The sequence below is a fragment of the Streptomyces sp. NPDC053427 genome (genome assembly GCF_044544985.1).
Lineage (GTDB): Bacteria > Actinomycetota > Actinomycetes > Streptomycetales > Streptomycetaceae > Streptomyces.
In genome coordinates this window covers 671,485-685,729 of the sequence record NZ_JBITYA010000004.1, presented here as the reverse complement: position 1 = coordinate 685,729, position 14,245 = coordinate 671,485, and the positions used below count along the sequence as shown (strand labels likewise).

Annotated in this window: 15 protein-coding genes; 5 read left to right on the top strand and 10 right to left on the bottom strand. The window is 72.2% G+C overall.

Features of this window, described 5'->3' with window-relative positions; translation table 11 throughout:
* Positions 1-13: 13 nt before the first annotated feature.
* The 4 genes from ACIGWZ_RS14855 to ACIGWZ_RS14840 all read right to left on the bottom strand — a co-directional run bounded on the left by ACIGWZ_RS14855 (position 14) and on the right by ACIGWZ_RS14840 (position 2,295).
* On the bottom strand, positions 14-358 hold the full coding sequence (locus ACIGWZ_RS14855; RefSeq protein WP_400064364.1) for a DUF2516 family protein: 345 nt from the start codon (positions 356-358) through the stop codon (positions 14-16).
* A 130-nt stretch (positions 359-488) separates the two neighbouring features.
* Entirely contained in the window at positions 489-1,109 is a 621-nt protein-coding gene (locus ACIGWZ_RS14850) for a hypothetical protein (protein WP_400064362.1), read from the bottom strand.
* 32 nt (positions 1,110-1,141) lie between these two features.
* Complete coding sequence (locus ACIGWZ_RS14845) at positions 1,142-1,585, bottom strand: helix-turn-helix domain-containing protein (protein WP_400064360.1); 444 nt, start codon at positions 1,583-1,585, stop codon at positions 1,142-1,144.
* Positions 1,586-1,689: 104 nt separating this feature from the next.
* Positions 1,690-2,295, bottom strand: coding sequence for a TetR/AcrR family transcriptional regulator (locus tag ACIGWZ_RS14840; RefSeq protein WP_400064358.1), 606 nt, complete (start codon positions 2,293-2,295; stop codon positions 1,690-1,692).
* 228 nt (positions 2,296-2,523) lie between these two features.
* On the opposite strand from ACIGWZ_RS14840, the gene ACIGWZ_RS14835 reads away from it, so the two are divergent.
* Positions 2,524-3,693, top strand: coding sequence for an FAD-dependent oxidoreductase (locus tag ACIGWZ_RS14835; RefSeq protein WP_400064356.1), 1,170 nt, complete (start codon positions 2,524-2,526; stop codon positions 3,691-3,693).
* A gap of 124 nt (positions 3,694-3,817) precedes the next feature.
* Here the strand turns inward: ACIGWZ_RS14835 and ACIGWZ_RS14830 are convergent, their stop codons facing one another.
* Together ACIGWZ_RS14830 and ACIGWZ_RS14825 are read right to left on the bottom strand one after the other, a co-directional pair.
* On the bottom strand, positions 3,818-5,272 hold the full coding sequence (locus tag ACIGWZ_RS14830) for an erythromycin esterase family protein (protein WP_400064354.1): 1,455 nt from the start codon (positions 5,270-5,272) through the stop codon (positions 3,818-3,820).
* Between the two features lie 345 nt (positions 5,273-5,617).
* Positions 5,618-5,968: a winged helix-turn-helix transcriptional regulator gene (locus tag ACIGWZ_RS14825; protein WP_400064352.1), complete on the bottom strand. Its 351-nt coding sequence runs from the start codon at positions 5,966-5,968 to the stop codon at positions 5,618-5,620.
* Positions 5,969-6,076: 108 nt separating this feature from the next.
* Here ACIGWZ_RS14825 and ACIGWZ_RS14820 point away from each other — a divergent pair, with 108 nt between their 5' ends.
* The gene (locus tag ACIGWZ_RS14820) at positions 6,077-6,964 is read left to right on the top strand and encodes an NAD(P)-dependent oxidoreductase (RefSeq protein ID WP_400064350.1); all 888 of its coding nucleotides are present in this window, start codon (positions 6,077-6,079) and stop codon (positions 6,962-6,964) included.
* 82 nt (positions 6,965-7,046) lie between these two features.
* Here ACIGWZ_RS14820 and ACIGWZ_RS14815 read toward each other — a convergent pair whose 3' ends face one another.
* On the bottom strand, positions 7,047-8,546 hold the full coding sequence (locus ACIGWZ_RS14815; RefSeq protein WP_400064348.1) for an MFS transporter: 1,500 nt from the start codon (positions 8,544-8,546) through the stop codon (positions 7,047-7,049).
* The gene (locus ACIGWZ_RS14810; RefSeq protein ID WP_400064346.1) at positions 8,543-9,196 is read right to left on the bottom strand and encodes a TetR/AcrR family transcriptional regulator; all 654 of its coding nucleotides are present in this window, start codon (positions 9,194-9,196) and stop codon (positions 8,543-8,545) included. The genes ACIGWZ_RS14815 and ACIGWZ_RS14810 overlap by 4 nt, the downstream gene beginning before the upstream one ends.
* Before the next feature lie 416 nt (positions 9,197-9,612).
* Here ACIGWZ_RS14810 and ACIGWZ_RS14805 point away from each other — a divergent pair, with 416 nt between their 5' ends.
* Entirely contained in the window at positions 9,613-10,164 is a 552-nt protein-coding gene (locus ACIGWZ_RS14805; protein WP_400064344.1) for a DoxX family protein, read from the top strand.
* Positions 10,165-10,400: 236 nt separating this feature from the next.
* Entirely contained in the window at positions 10,401-10,949 is a 549-nt protein-coding gene (locus tag ACIGWZ_RS14800) for an NUDIX domain-containing protein (RefSeq protein WP_400064342.1), read from the top strand.
* A gap of 75 nt (positions 10,950-11,024) precedes the next feature.
* Here the strand turns inward: ACIGWZ_RS14800 and ACIGWZ_RS14795 are convergent, their stop codons facing one another.
* Both ACIGWZ_RS14795 and ACIGWZ_RS14790 read right to left on the bottom strand, forming a co-directional pair.
* A complete protein-coding gene (locus tag ACIGWZ_RS14795) occupies positions 11,025-11,834 on the bottom strand; it encodes a maleylpyruvate isomerase family mycothiol-dependent enzyme (RefSeq protein WP_400064341.1) in 810 nt (269 codons plus the stop codon).
* Positions 11,835-11,874: 40 nt separating this feature from the next.
* Positions 11,875-12,837, bottom strand: coding sequence for a putative protein N(5)-glutamine methyltransferase (locus ACIGWZ_RS14790; protein ID WP_400064339.1), 963 nt, complete (start codon positions 12,835-12,837; stop codon positions 11,875-11,877).
* 421 nt (positions 12,838-13,258) lie between these two features.
* Here ACIGWZ_RS14790 and ACIGWZ_RS14785 point away from each other — a divergent pair, with 421 nt between their 5' ends.
* Complete coding sequence (locus ACIGWZ_RS14785) at positions 13,259-14,245, top strand: aldo/keto reductase (protein WP_400064338.1); 987 nt, start codon at positions 13,259-13,261, stop codon at positions 14,243-14,245.

The following is a 14,245-nucleotide window of genomic DNA, read 5'->3' as shown; positions in this document are numbered from 1 at the left end:
TGTCCCGGGGGCTTTACCGGCCGCCGTTGTACGGCCCGTACGGACCATCCGAGCTGGAGCCGCCGCGGCGCGGGCCCCGGCCGCCGCCGGCGACCTGGCGGAGCGCCGGCCGGACATCCACGGTGTAGACGATCACGGCGATCAGGCCGAGGATCGGCAGGAACGCGTCGAAGGGCAGCAGGAACAGCAGCGCCGTGGCCATGCCGAGGAAGAGCAGCCACATGGCCTTGTTCTGCTTGTCGGCCGCGCGGTAGGCGTCCTCGCGGCGCACCGCGGCATCGATCAGCATCGCGGCGGCGTACACGCCCAGAGCCAACTGCACCCAGGACAGAAGCTCGCCGAACCCGGACAACAGCACGCTTGCACCACCATTCGCTCTATCGGTATCGGCCTGTTGGGGCCCTGCTGCGGCCCCACCGTACCCAAACAACGGGCCGGGCACCCGAAGTGTGCCCGGCCCGGCCCCGCTCAGCGCAAGGTGACTGACGTCACTTGGCGGCCGGCGGCGTGGTCTTCTTCGCCACCGGCTTGCGCGCCGCCGGAGTGGTCTTCTTCGCCCCGGCCGGCTTGCCGTCCGCGGCCTTCGTCCCGTTCGCCGTGGCGGTCTTGTCCTTCGCCGCGTTGCTGTTCACCGTCGACTGCGACCGGGGCTCGGACTTCTCGGCCGGCTCCGGCTCGATCGCCACCGCGAGCTCCTCGACGTGGTCGGCGGTCTGCCCGCGCCAGCTGTCCACCGCGCCGCGGCCCCGCTCGGCCAGCTCGTCGTACGTCTCCCGCACGCGTACGGCGGCCTCGGCGGCCCGGCCCACACCCTGCAGCGCGATCTCCTGCGCCTGCTCACGGAACTTCTTCAGGTCACCGTCCAGCGAACCCAGCAGCTCGGTCAGCTTTTCCTGAGCGTCCTTGGCCTGCTTGGCGAAGCGGTCCTGTACGTCCTTGGGGTCGGTGGCCCGTACCGACTCGAAGCGCTTGGGCGCCTCGACGCGGATCTTCTCGACGAGCGTCGGCACCTCGCCGAGCTTCTCGGCGGCCAGATCGGCGGCACCGGCAAGGGCGTAAAGGGGGGTCGCGTCGGTGACGGTCTTGCGGAGGTCATCGGTGATGGCCATGCGTTCTTCCTCCTGGAAACGAAATCGGTTGCTCAGGTGGCGTGCGGGCCGCCGTCGGCCTCTGACTCTGGGGAGCCCGAACCGCGCCCGTTCTCATGCCCGTTCGCAGTGCGGTCCGCGCCGCTCCCGAGCCCGTTCTCCTTGCGGAAGGACTCGTAGATCTGCAGCAGGACCTGCTTCTGCTTCTCGTTCAGCGACGGGTCGGTGCGTATCGCGGTCTGCACCTCGACCCCATCTGGACCCTGTCGCTCATCGAGGATCCCGGCCTGGACGTACAGCGTCTCCGCGGAGATCCGCAGCGCCTTCGCCAACTGCTGCAGAATCTCCGCGCTCGGCTTGCGCAAGCCGCGCTCAATCTGGCTGAGATACGGGTTGGACACCCCCGCGGCATCCGCGAGCTGCCGCAGACTCAGCTGCGCCGTGCGCCGCTGCTCCCGCAGGAACTCACCGAGATTGCCGACGTTGAGTGATGCCATGCCCCGATAGTGCACGGTAGTGCTAACTATTGCAAGCAACCGCTAGCAAAAGTGTGGGTGTGTCGGTGCGGCGGAGTGCGCCGTGATGCGGCGTCCGGTCGCGGTCACCCGTCCCGGCCGGGGCGCTCTTCCTCTCGCGCCAGGGGGGTGGTGGCCCAGCCGTGCTCCAGCAGGGCGAACAGGTCGCGCATGGTCCGGGCCGGGTCTTCGCTCGCGCGGGCGAGGCCGGGGGCTTCCAGGGTGAAGCGGGCCAGGCCGGTGACGGCGGGGGCGTCCGGGGTGAGTCCGGTGGCGTCGGCGAGGGCGGCGGCCAGTGCCTTCTCGTGGCGCGACCACATGCGCCGGGCGTAATCCCGCAGCGCGGGAGTGGATTCGACGAGGGTGAACGTGGGGTCGTCGGTCGGCACGACGGTACGGGTGTTCACCATGTGGTCGCGCAGGGCGTGCAGCACGGACCGGCCGGGGGTCCGGTCGCGAACGGCGGCGACCAGGGCGCTCTCGATGTCCGCGTCCAGATCGAAGACGAGGGCTTCCTTGCCGGGGAAGTGCTTGAAGAGCGTGCTCAGCGAGACGTCGGCCGCCTCCGCCACCTCGCGCACGCCGACGTTGTCGTAGCCGCGCTCGGTGAACAGCCGCAGCGCGGCATCCGCCAGGGCCTGCCTGGTCAGGGCCTTCTTGCGCTCGCGGCGCCCGGTCGTCGTCTCGGCCATGCCGCCAACCCTACCCCCTTGAGGGGATTCGATCGCTAAGGCGATCCGATAGAAAAGCGGAGCGGTTGTACTTTTGGAGCGACTGTGTTTCTGTGTGCGGGGACGCCGGACCGGTCCGGCACCCGGCCGCCGGACCCGCCTCATGGCCCGGGACCCGGAGCCCGGGGCCCAGGGCGTCGCCACGCGGCACCCGCACTCTCTTCATCCGTGGAACGGAGCGTGACCCCTATGTCCCCCACCCCTCGCATCGCGATCGCCGGCGCCGGTCTCGGCGGCCTCGTCTGCGCCCGCGTCCTGCAGCAGCACGGCGTGCCGGTCACGGTCTTCGAGCGTGAGACCGACCCCCACTCCCGCTCGCAGGGCGGCACCCTCGACATCGACGAAGACACCGGCCAGGCGGCCCTGCGCGCGGCCGGACTGTTCGACCCGTTCCTCGCCCTGTCCCGGCCCGAAGGCCAGGAATGGCGCCTGTACGACCGCCACGCGAACCTGATACGCCACGACCGGGCCGGCGAGGGCGATCTGAGCAGGCCCGAGATCGACCGCGGCCAGCTGCGCACCCTCCTGCTGGACTCCCTCGCCCCCGGCACGGTCCGCTGGGGCCACTCCGTGGAGGCCGTCGCCCCGCTGCCCGACGGCACCGCCTGCCTGCACCACCACGACGGCAGTGCCGAGGACTTCGACCTGGTCATCGGCGCCGACGGCGCCTGGTCCCGGGTGCGCCCCGCGCTCTCCGACGCCCGGCCCCGCTACGCCGGTGTCACGATGGTGGAAGCCCGTTTCGACGACGTCGACCACCGCCACCCCGGCATCGCCCGCCTGGTCGGTCGCGGCACCATGTCGGCGAAGGCGGGCCGTCGGAGCCTGGTGATGCAGCGCAACAGCAACGGACACGTCCGCGTCTACGTCACCTTCCGCGGCCCCCAGGACTGGCACGCGGGCCTCGACCTCGCGGACACCGAAGCGGTACGCGCCCGCCTCCTCGCCCAGTACCAGGGCTGGCACGAAAGCCTGCTGGACGTCCTGCGCGACAACGAGGGCGGTTTCATCGACCGGCCCATGTTCGTCCTGCCCGTTCCGCACTCCTGGCAGCGCGTCCCCGGCATCACCCTGCTCGGCGACGCCGCCCATCTGATGCCGCCCGCCGGCGTCGGCGCCAACCTCGCCCTGCTCGACGGCGCCGAACTCGCCCGGGCCGTCATCGGCCACCCCACCCTCGACGAGGCCCTCGACGCCTACGAAAGCGTGATGCTGCCCCGCGCCCTCGACAACGCGAAGGCCGCCCAGCAGATGCTCAGTACCCTCATGCCCGACACCGACTCCGACGACGCGGCCTTCCCCGACACCCTGTGGCCGGCCGACAGCGTCCCCGACTCGCGTCCCGCCCACGCCGGTTGAGCCCGGCCGGCAACGCGCGGCGCACCCGGGCGGCGGGCCCGGTTGCCCGTGCCGGACGCGGCGGGCCGCCCCTGGCGCGTACGGAACGGCCCGCCCCGCCCGCGCTGCTGGCGCGGTTGCCTCCCTACTGCGCGTCGGCGCTGAGGGTGGTGTCCGGGACGCAGATGATCCCGTCGAACGCCTCCAGGGCGGGGATCTCGAGGAACGCGGTGTCCAGCCGGGTGCGGACCGGCTCCGGCAGCCCGTGCCGTCGCGCGTACGCGCGCAGCGCCCGCGCGTCCACCAGGGCCGGTTCCCCGGACACGCCCGCGAACAGCGCCTCGACGCTGTCCGGCGCGGCCTCAGGGGTGACGGCCCGGCCCCAGCGCATCCCCTCGGGGTGGTCCCGGTCGGGCACGTTCTCCACCGTCTCGCCGCCGTTGCCGGTCAGGGCGAGGGGAACGTAGTCGGTGCCGAGCGCCCGGGCGAGCAGATGGCCCATGGTCGTCACCGCCAGTGGGCCGTCGGCCTGGTTGGCCGAGCGCTGGAGGTGAGCGTTGTGCCCGACGAGGACGACGCGGACGCCGGGGCCGGACCGCTCCAGGTGCTCCAGCAAGGTGTCGGCCAGATAGCGCTCCCGGGTGGCGAAGTCGACGCCGTCGGGCGCGCCCGAGAGCGCTTCGGCCATGGCGCGCTGGGCCCGGTCGGTCGTCACCGCCGCGCGAACGTCCGACAGTGCGGTCGCGTACGCCGTGGGGCTGCTGCGCTCGGTGTAGATCTCGCGCAGGTCCGTGAAGCGGCCCAGCAGCCTGGAGAGCGCGGTGGTGAGGCGGTCCTGCTCCGCCGGGTCCACAGCGAGCCGCGCGTAGGCGGGGACCATGACCGTCCCGCCCGCGATCGGCTCGGAGATCTCCAGCGCGGTGTCCAGGAAGCGCAGCGCGCCGCGGTCCACCGTGGTCAGGTAGGCGGCGACCGGCTCGAGTACGGGCGCGAGCGAGCCGCCCGCCATGGGGATGTCGCAGCCGACGAAGCGGACCGGGTGCGCGGCGCCGGCGTTGTGCCGGCGCAGCCATCGCAGGGTGTCCCGGCATTCGACGGGCTGCCCCAGGCCCTTGAGGACCCTGCTTCCGTCCTCGTCCTCGTCTTCGGTGCTGTTGCTCCGGGCTGCGCCGTCGTCGGGGGCCAGGAGGTCGTCGATGTCGCCCGGCCCGCCCTGGATCCAGGCGTCCACGGCGCGGCCCTCGGCGGCTCCGTACTCCATGGCGTAGACGGTGAAGCCCAGCTTCTCGACGAGGAAACGCAGGATGCGGTGGCGCAGCAGGCCGAACTCGCGGATCTGGTGGGAGCTTTCGCCGAGGGCGACCACGCGGGCGTCGCCGACGAGGGCGCGCAGCGGCTCCAGGTCGTCGAGCGGTGCCTCCAGGTCCGCGCCGGGACCGAGACCGGCCAGCCGGGACGCATGCCGGGTGACCCACTGCGACAGTTCGGCGGGAGCCGCAGCCAGGGTCGGCTCGGCCGGCGGAAGGAGATCGCGCAGATCGCCGTGGCTGTTGTGGGTGCCGTGGTTGTAGTCGTGGTGGTGATTGTTCTGGTCGTTCATGACAGTGCTCCGCGGTGTGCGTCATCGTCGGAGCCGGGCAGCGTCGAGCACCGCACCGGCGGGAACCGGAGTGCGGCGAAGCTGTCGGAACGTCGGTCGCAGCTTGCCGCTATGCGGCGCTGCGGGGCTTGAAGAACCAGCTCTGGCCGGCGCATGGAGTCACGTCGGGACCGTATCAACGGCAGTCGCGGCGCGCAGCGCGATTTTCCGGTGGACGCGTGTGAGCCCTGCCGCCTCCGCAGTACCCACTTTTTTGTGGGTACTTGGCAGCGGAGGGCGGGCGCCCGAATCTGGTGGTGGGTGGCCGGCGGGCCGCCGGACGCGAGCGGGACGGAGGGCGTTGCGTCAGGAGGCCGAGGTGGCCTCGGCGAGCTTGGCCAAGCGGCGGTGTCCCCAGTCGGAAAGGGGGCTCAATGCCTCGGAGAGCTCGCGGCCGAACGAGGTCAGGGAATACACGGTCTTCAGCGGCAGCACCTCGTGCACTTCCCGGTGCACGAGTCCGTCCGTCTCCATATCGCGGAGCGCCTGAGTCAGCACCTTCTCGCTGAGGCCGGGCAGCCGCTGGCGCAGCTCACCGGGCCGGTGCGGACCGGATTCCAGCAGCCAGAGCAGGGCTGTCTTCCACTTGCCGTCGATCACGGCGATCGCGGCGGTCACTCCGCACACATTCGGGTCCTGGGCACGACTGCGTGTCATCTACGTCCCGTTCCTCTTCCTGTCCCTGTTCCTGATTCCTGTTTCCGTCTGTTTTCTTTTTCGGTTTCTCGGCGCCGTTCTCGGCGCCTTTCCAAGGGAGTTGATCCGATGTCCAACCGATCCGAACAGTCTGCCGTCACCGTGCTCGGTCTGGGGCCGATGGGCCGGGCCCTGGCCGGTGCGTTCCTGGATGCCGGCGTGCGGACCACGGTCTGGAACCGGACGCCGGGCCGGGACCGGGAGTTGGCCGCGCGGGGGGCGGTGGGCGCGCGATCGGCCGAGGAGGCAGTCGCCGCGAGCGGCCTGACGGTGGTCTGCGTGGTGAACTACGACGCGGCCGATGCCGTTCTGCGGCGCGATGAGGTCACCGATGCGCTCAAGGGACGCACCGTCGTGAACCTCACCGCCGACACCCCGTACCGCGCCCGCGACGCCGCGGACTGGGCGGCCGGGCACGGCATCCGCTATCTGGACGGCGCGATCATGACGCCGACCACCACCATCGGAACGCCGGCCGCGGTGTTCCTCCACAGCGGCCCGGCAGAGCTCTACCGGGAGCACCGGCCGGTGCTGGACGCGCTGGGCGGCACCCACACCCATCTCGGCGAGGAGATCGGCCGGGCGGCGGCCTACGACATCGCGCTGCTCGACATCTTCTGGACCGCCATGGCGGGCTATGCGCACGCCCTGGCGGTGGCGCGGGCGGAGGGTGTCACCGCGCGCGAGCTGGCACCGTTCGCCAAAGGCATCGCCGCGATCCTCCCGCCGATCTTCGAGCAGTCCGCGGCGGACGCGGAGGGCGGCGGCTTCTCCGGTGAGGGCAATCCGCTCACCTCGGCGGTGTCGTCCATGGCCCATATCGTCCACACCTCTGAGGCCCACGGCATCGATGCGGGCGTGATGCGCGCGGCCGAGGGCATGGCCCGCCGCGCCATCGGACGGGGCCACGGCGGGGACGGGTTCATCCGGATCGCCGAGCTCCTCGGCCGCCGCTGAAGACCGGCAAGGCCACCCCGGGCCACCGCCGTTGACGGCCGCCCGCGCTCTCCGTCCGCCGGGCGGGGGCGCGGGCGGGCGGTCAGGGGGCGGTGGCCGAGGAGGGCTCGGCGGGCTCGGCTGTCCGGCGGGCGGTCCGGCCGGGCAGCCTGACGGCGAGCAGGGCGCCGATCGCGGCGACGGCCGCAAAGGCGGTGAGAGTCGTGCCCATCGCTGCCGTGAAGGCCGGGCCGCTCCAATGGGGGCCGTTGCCGTGCGCCGGCCGGCCCGCCGCGTCGCCCGGTGCGGTGACGGTCATCAGCACGGTCGCGGCGGCGACGCCGAGTGCCGGGCCGATGTTCATGGCGGTCTGCTGGAGGCCGCCGGCCACCCCGGCGTGGGCCACCGGGGCGTGGCGGACGATGACGGCCGTCGCGGTGACCATCACCGTGCCGAAGCCGGCGCCCAGCAGAAGGAAGCCGCCGCTGATCGCCACCGTTGGCGATGACTGGTCGAGGCGGGACAGGAGGAGGATGCCGAGCGCGAGCAGGGTCATCGCCGCGGCGGTCGTCCGGCGGGGGCCGTGGCGGCGTTGCAGCACGGCCGAGGCGGGCGCGCTCAGCACCATCATCGCGGCCAGGGGGAGCACCCGTAGTCCGCTCTGGAGCGGGTCGAGCGCGAGGATGTCCTGGAGGAAGTAGGTGCCGATGAACAGCGCGCCGAACATCGCCGCCGATGCGGCGAGGAGGATGCCGAGCGCCGAAGCGACGGTCGGTGAGCCGAGCACGGCGGGCGGCACCAGCGGGCTCGGCGTACGGCGTTCGTGCCGGACGAAGGCGATGCCTGCCGCCGCCATCGCGACGAGCCCGAGCACGGTCGTCGCCGTCCAGCCGGATTCCGGTATGCCGACAAGGGTGTGCACCAGGCACGCCAGGGCGGTCGCGAGCAGGCAGGCGCCGGGCAGGTCGAGCCGGGTGGGGACGGCGGTCTGACGGGGCGTCGGTATCCGTACGAGCAGCGCCAGCACGCCGATGACGAGCGCCGGTGCGACATTGAGCAGGAAGACGGACTGCCAGCCCAGGCGGGCGGTCAGGGCGCCGCCGATGACCGGGCCCGCGGCGGCGGCCAGCCCGATGGCGCTCGTCCGCAGCGCGATGGGCATGCCGAGTTCGTCGGGCGGGTACGTGGCGCGCAGCATGCCCAGGGTGGCCGGTTGCAGCAGCGCGCCGAAGATCCCCTGGACGATGCGCAGGCCGATCACCCAGTAGACGTCGGGTGCCAGGGCGATCCCCGCCGAGGCGGCGCCGAAGCCCAGGATGCCGAGGGCGAAGATCCGTTGGTGGCCGTACCGGTCGCCGAGCCGGCCGGCGAAGACGAGCAGGCTTGCCACGGCGATCAGGTAGCCGGTGCTGGTCCACTGGACCTGGACGAAGGAGGCGCCCAGGTCGCGTTGCAGGGAGGGCTGGGCGATGGTCAGCACGGTGCCGTCGAGGGCGACGATCACGGCTCCGATGATGCTGCCGACGAGGGCGAGGCGCCGGTGGCGAGGGCGGTGGTCGGGGTGGGGCTCGGGGCGGTTCTCGGGGCGGGGCGTCGAGTTCACCGGTCCGCCCTGTCCGGCCCGAGGTGGGCGTCGAGTGCGGCGCGGAGCAGCGGTTCGACGGTGTCGGCGCCGGTGGCGAGGGGGAGGCTGCCCCAGCCCCACAGCTGGGCGATGCCGTGCAGATTTCCCCACAGCGCGCCCGCGACGACCGCCGGTGGCACGGCCGGCTCCGCGTCCGACGGCGGTCGTGCCCGGGTGACGAGCCGGACGAGCGTGTCGAAGAGCGGCAGGCTGGTGTCCCGCAGGCCGAGCTCGTTGCTCTCCAGCAGGTCGTGACGGAACATCAGCTCGTACATGCCGCGGTGGGTGAGGGCGAAGTCGAGGTAGACCCGGGCCAGTGCGGAGAGTTGGGCGCGAGCGGCCTGCCGGGTGTCCCGGTCCTCGTCGGCGAGCACCTCGGCGACCTCGGCGGCGAGGTCGGCGAAGCCCCGGCGGGCGATGGCGGACAGCAGCGACAGATGGGTCGGGAAGTAGCGCCGCGGCGCCCCGTGGGAGACGCCGGCCCGGCGGGCGATCTCGCGCAGGGACAGCGCCTGGATTCCCTCGCGGGTGACGAGGTCGACGCCGACGTCCACCAGGCGGGCGCGCAGGCCCGCCTCCGGGTCGCCGCCGGAAGGGGGAGGGGCGGGCGTGGCTGGGGGCAGGTTCATAGACACTGTCTACCAGGGTGAGTAGACAATGTCTACGGAGGGTGTGTGCGGACGGCGGGCGACCGGCCCACGTACTCCCTCCGCGCCGCGGGGCGAGCGTGAGAGGCTGAAGGGAGAGGAACGACGATCGAGCACCCCAAGCCGACACACCTCATAGCGAGAAAGACCGGCGGCCCGACCGGTCCGACCCGAGAATTCGGACCGGCGTGAGAGCGGTGGCGTGTGGCGTTGCCCCGGCTGATCACCCGGGTGATTTCCTGCCCCCACTGCGCCCTGGCCGTCCCCCCAGTGTGGTGGCCCCCTCCGCACCTCGCATGTTTGAGGGGCAACGCCGCGTGACTGCACAACCGATCTGCCGGTTCCTTGAGCGGCCGGTCGGCTCCGCCCGGGGACCCCGGCGCAGAAGAGAGCTCCCGATGAAGAACATCGTTGAGCGACTGCGGGCCTCACCCACGCCCTCGACCGACGCCCCGGCGCGGTCGTCGGTGTCCGCCGGCGACTGCGGTCTGTTTTTTCTCAGAATCACCTTCGGCCTGATCATGGCGGGACACGGCGCCCAGAAACTCTTCGGATGGTTCGGCGGCGGCGGCCTGTCGGAAACCGGAAAGGGATTTGCCGCGCTGGGCTACCGCCCCGGAAACGTCTACGCCGTGATCGGCGGCGCGTCCGAATTCCTCGGCGGCCTCGGCCTGGCGCTGGGACTGCTCACCCCGCTGGCGGCCGCCGCCGTAATCGGCGTCATGATCAACGCCATGGTGACCGTCACCGCGGCACACGGCCTGTGGTCGACCGCCGGCGGCATGGAATACAACATCAGCATCGCGGTGGTCGCCCTCGCCATCGCCGCCATCGGCCCCGGCCGACTCGCCCTGGACCGCCCGTTCCGCTGGGGCAAGGGAGGTTGGCGCGAGGCCGGCCTCGCACTGGGGCTCGGCGCTATCGGCGCGGCCATTTGTTTGAGTATTTAGGACCTGTCAAGACAGCGGTTCAGTAAGGCGGCGATCCAGTAAGGCAGCGATTCGGTCAGGCATTGATTCTGTAAGATGCTGATTCGGCAAGGCGTGATTCGGCAAGGCGTTGATTCGGTAAGGCGGCATAGGGGCCGCCGCGGGGTCGAGGCGTTGATTCGGTAAGGCGGCATAGGGGCCGCCGCGGGGTCGAGCATTCCCCGGTACGCCGGAAACGCCTGCGCCATCATGGCGGCATGACGGTTACCCCGGACGCCGCCGGCTCGGCCCTGCCCTTCTCCCGCATCATGATCCGTACCGCCGCGCTGGTGTTCTGCGGCGACGAGGTCGCCCTCATCCGGCGCGACCGGCCCGCCGGGGTCCTCTACAGCGTCCCCGGTGGCAACGTCGAGTACGGCGAGAGCCTGCCGGGCGCGCTCCGCCGGGAATTGGCGGAGGAGCTTTCCCTCGACGTCGACCGGGCGGAGGGCGGCGAGCTGCTGTGGGCGGTCGATCAGATGGTGTACCGGCCCGGGGCGGCTCCGGCGCCGCGGAAGCTGCACCTGATCCATCGGCTGCACATCGGGGAGGACGTCCGCGCGGACCTGGCCACCGAGGAGGTCGACGAGCGGCCGGACGGGTCCCGGGACGTGGGCGCGATCGAGTGGATCGACTACCGCAGGACGGGCGAGCTGCCGGTCTACCCTCCCGTTGGGCGGGCGCTCGCCGCGCTGCCGTCGGCGCGCGCCACTGTTGCCGACGCGGCTCTGGAGGCCGTCACGGACGACAACTACACATGGCGCTGATCCCGGCCACACCTGGCACTGACCCCGTCCGTACGGCCCTTCCGCGCGCACTGCCTCTGTACGGCCCGCCCGCGCTCACTCCTTGAGCCAGAAGCTCACCCCGTCCAGCCAGACGTCCAGCAGCCGCGCATCGCCCAGGATCTCGATGCCGTCGCCGTGCGGGCGGCGCCGGCCGTAGACGAGGAGCAGCAGGTCGGCGAGCGGTCCGCGGACCGCGACGGTGGCCTTTTCGTGGGCGCGGCGCCAGGTGGGGGCGTCGCCGGTGAGGTCGATCAGCCATTCCGCGGTGGCCTGGGACGAGGCGTCGGTGGCGTGGAAGTGGAGGGTGCTGGAGGGGCGGCCGAGCAGGTCGCGGATCTTGGAGGTGGCCTCCAGGACCTGGGGGAGCGCGCCGAAGGCCATCCACTCGTCGAGGGCGTCGACGGCCACCGCCTCGTCGACGCCGAACTCCGCGCCGACGGCGAACGCCACATCGGCCCGGTGGACGACCGTCTCGTGCGTCATCCGGCGCGCCCAGAACACCGGCGTGCCCCCGGGCACCACGGTCCACACCGCGGCATCCGGCCCGGCGGCGCGCAGGGCGTCCGCCAGCTGCCCGGCGCCCTCGGCCAGCCAGGCGCCGAGGGCCGCCGGGTCCTCGTCATGGAACCCCGAGACGTCGTTGACCTGGTCGTCGGGCACGAGCTGCGTGGCCCGGGTCCGTACGACCGTCTCGGCCCAGCGGTGCGCGCCGCCGAGGTGCCGCAGCAGCTGGCCGAGGGTCCAGTCGGGGCAGCCGGAAACCGGTGCCGTCAGGTCCGCGCCCTTGAGGTGGGACCTCAACAGAGCGGTCTGCGCGACGATTTCGGCGCAGTGGCGTTCGTAGCTCATGCTTGGCGAAGGCATGGCGCCACGGTAGCCCCACAGGGGGCCGGGACCGGGGTGTTTATTCCCGGTGGGCCTCGTCGTCGCCGGTGGGTCTCGTCCCGATGATCACCGTGGCGTAGAACTCGTCGGACACGGCCACTTGGGGGACCAGGCCGCTGCGGGCGACGGTCTCGACGGCCCGTTCGGCCTGGCGCTCGCTGGTCTCGACAAGCAGATGGCCGCCGGGCGCCAGCCACTGGGGAGCCTCGGCGGTCACCCGGCGCAGCACGTCGAGCCCGTCCGCCCCGCCGTCGAGAGCCACCAGCGGCTCGTGCTCGCGGGCCTCGCTGGGGAGCAGGCCGACCTCCTCGGACGGCACGTACGGGACGTTGGCCACCAGGATGTCGATACGGCCCCGAAGATCGGCGGGCAGCGGGGCGAAGAGGTCGCCCTCGTACACCTCGCCGCCGGCGGCGCCGATATTGCGGCGGGCGCAGCGCACCGCCGCGGGCTCGATGTCGGACGCGTACAGCTCGACCTCGCCCAGGGCCGCACCCAGCGCGGCGCCCACCGCGCCGGAGCCGCAGCACAGATCGACGACGACCGCGCGGTCCGGTCCGGGGCGGGCCGCCCGGCGGCCGAGGGTGACGGCCCGGCCGACGAGGAATTCGGTGCGGCGGCGGGGCACGAAGACCCCGGGGTCCACCGCCACTCGCAGGCCGTGGAACTCCGCCCAGCCGACGATGTGTTCCAGGGGCAGGCCGAGGACCCGTCGTTGCACCATGGCCACGAGTTCGGCCGGGGTGCGTGCCGCGGAGAGGAGCAACTCGGCCTCGTCCTCGGCGAAGACGCAGCCGGCGGCGCGGAGCCTGGCTATGACGGCGGGGCGTGCGGGGGCGGGCGGGGCTGCCGGTGGGGGAGTTGAGGCGGCAACCGATGGGCCGGTTGCGGGGGCGGTCGATGCGCGGGTCGGGACGCCGGTGAGCGAGCCGGAAAACGGGACGGGGAACGGGCCGGGGAACGAACGCTGGTGGTACGACATAGGAGCCGGTGAGCCTTTCGGGGCGCCGATGGGCGCTCCCGGCTCATATACGTCGGACGGTCACCTGAGTCCGGCGGACCGTACGGCGTGAGACGGGAGCACCTGCCTGTTCTGGCGGGGAATCGGTCTCACCTCCTCGGTCGGGCCCTGCTGGGGACGGCAAGAGTACCCGACGCCGGGCGGCGCGGCGCCGGGGGAGGCCTGGACGCCTGCGTAGCCGGCCGCGCCGAGCACGCCCAAGCCCTTAGTGGCCGGTGTGGTCGACGTGACGGGAAGGGCGGGGCGCTGTGGACTTCGCGCCGTGGACCACGACTTGGACCGTGACGTGTTGACTTCGAGTGCGCTCCAGCTCGTAGCGTCTGGGACGTGATCACGGGGACCGCCCGGATCCATCCGCGGTACGGCGCCAGGAGGCAGCAGCATGACGGACAATTCCACACGTCACCTTGGTGAGCTGGCGGTTTTCGGGCAGGGGCTCGGGTGCATGGGGATGAGCCACGGTTACGGGGACTCGGACGACGCGCAGTCGATCGCCACCATCAACAGGGCGCTCGACCTCGGCGTCAATCTGCTGGACACCTCCGATTTCTACGGTGCGGGGCACAACGAGGAGTTGATCGGGCGGGCCGTCGCCGGGCGGCGGGACGAGGTGGTGCTGGCGACCAAGTTCGGCTTCGCCAACCGGCTCGGCGAGCCGACCGCGATCCGGGGTGACGCCGCGTACGTACGGCAGGCCTGCGACGCCTCGCTGCGCCGTCTCGGCGTCGACCACATCGACCTCTACTACCAGCACCGGGTCGACCCCGATGTGCCGATCGAGGAGACCGTCGGCGCGATGGCCGAACTCGTCGCGGCCGGCAAGGTGCGCCACCTCGGGCTCTCCGAGGCGGGCGCGGCGACCATCCGGCGGGCGCACGCGGTGCATCCGATCGCCGCGCTGCAGAGCGAGTGGTCGCTGTGGACCCGCGATCTGGAGCAGGAGATCGCGCCGGTGTGCCGGGAGCTCGGCATCGGCCTGGTGCCGTTCTCGCCGCTCGGCCGGGGCTTTCTGACCGGGCGATACACCTCGGTGGAGGGGCTGCAGGAGTCCGACGTACGTCGTTCCCAGCCGCGCTTCGCCGACGGCAACCTGGCGCAGAACCTGGCCATCGTGGACAAGTTGAACGAGCTGGCCGCCGCGAAGGGGGTCACCGCCGGGCAGCTCGCGCTGGCCTGGGTGCAGTACCGCGGGGACGATGTGGTGCCGATCCCGGGCACCCGCCGTGAGAAGTACCTGGAGGAGAACCTCGGCGCGCTGGCCGTGGAGCTTTCCCCCGAGGACCTCGCCGCGATCGACGCCGCGGCCCCGGCCGGCCAGATCGCCGGCACGCGGTACGACGAGGCGAGCATGGGATTCGTGGGCCGCTGA

What these genes read in the sequence shown, in the direction of transcription:
- ACIGWZ_RS14805 (WP_400064344.1), top strand. Translation starts at nt 9,613, where the DNA reads ATGAAGAACATCGTTGAGCGACTGCGGGCCTCACCCACGCCCTCGACC.
- ACIGWZ_RS14825 (WP_400064352.1), bottom strand. Translation starts at nt 5,968, where the DNA reads ATGACACGCAGTCGTGCCCAGGACCCGAATGTGTGCGGAGTGACCGCC.
- ACIGWZ_RS14845 (WP_400064360.1), bottom strand. Translation starts at nt 1,585, where the DNA reads ATGGCATCACTCAACGTCGGCAATCTCGGTGAGTTCCTGCGGGAGCAG.
- ACIGWZ_RS14830 (WP_400064354.1), bottom strand. Translation starts at nt 5,272, where the DNA reads ATGAACGACCAGAACAATCACCACCACGACTACAACCACGGCACCCAC.
- ACIGWZ_RS14795 (WP_400064341.1), bottom strand. Translation starts at nt 11,834, where the DNA reads ATGCCTTCGCCAAGCATGAGCTACGAACGCCACTGCGCCGAAATCGTC.
- ACIGWZ_RS14840 (WP_400064358.1), bottom strand. Translation starts at nt 2,295, where the DNA reads ATGGCCGAGACGACGACCGGGCGCCGCGAGCGCAAGAAGGCCCTGACC.
- ACIGWZ_RS14820 (WP_400064350.1), top strand. Translation starts at nt 6,077, where the DNA reads ATGTCCAACCGATCCGAACAGTCTGCCGTCACCGTGCTCGGTCTGGGG.
- ACIGWZ_RS14810 (WP_400064346.1), bottom strand. Translation starts at nt 9,196, where the DNA reads ATGAACCTGCCCCCAGCCACGCCCGCCCCTCCCCCTTCCGGCGGCGAC.
- ACIGWZ_RS14800 (WP_400064342.1), top strand. Translation starts at nt 10,401, where the DNA reads ATGACGGTTACCCCGGACGCCGCCGGCTCGGCCCTGCCCTTCTCCCGC.
- ACIGWZ_RS14850 (WP_400064362.1), bottom strand. Translation starts at nt 1,109, where the DNA reads ATGGCCATCACCGATGACCTCCGCAAGACCGTCACCGACGCGACCCCC.
- ACIGWZ_RS14790 (WP_400064339.1), bottom strand. Translation starts at nt 12,837, where the DNA reads ATGTCGTACCACCAGCGTTCGTTCCCCGGCCCGTTCCCCGTCCCGTTT.
- ACIGWZ_RS14785 (WP_400064338.1), top strand. Translation starts at nt 13,259, where the DNA reads ATGACGGACAATTCCACACGTCACCTTGGTGAGCTGGCGGTTTTCGGG.
- ACIGWZ_RS14835 (WP_400064356.1), top strand. Translation starts at nt 2,524, where the DNA reads ATGTCCCCCACCCCTCGCATCGCGATCGCCGGCGCCGGTCTCGGCGGC.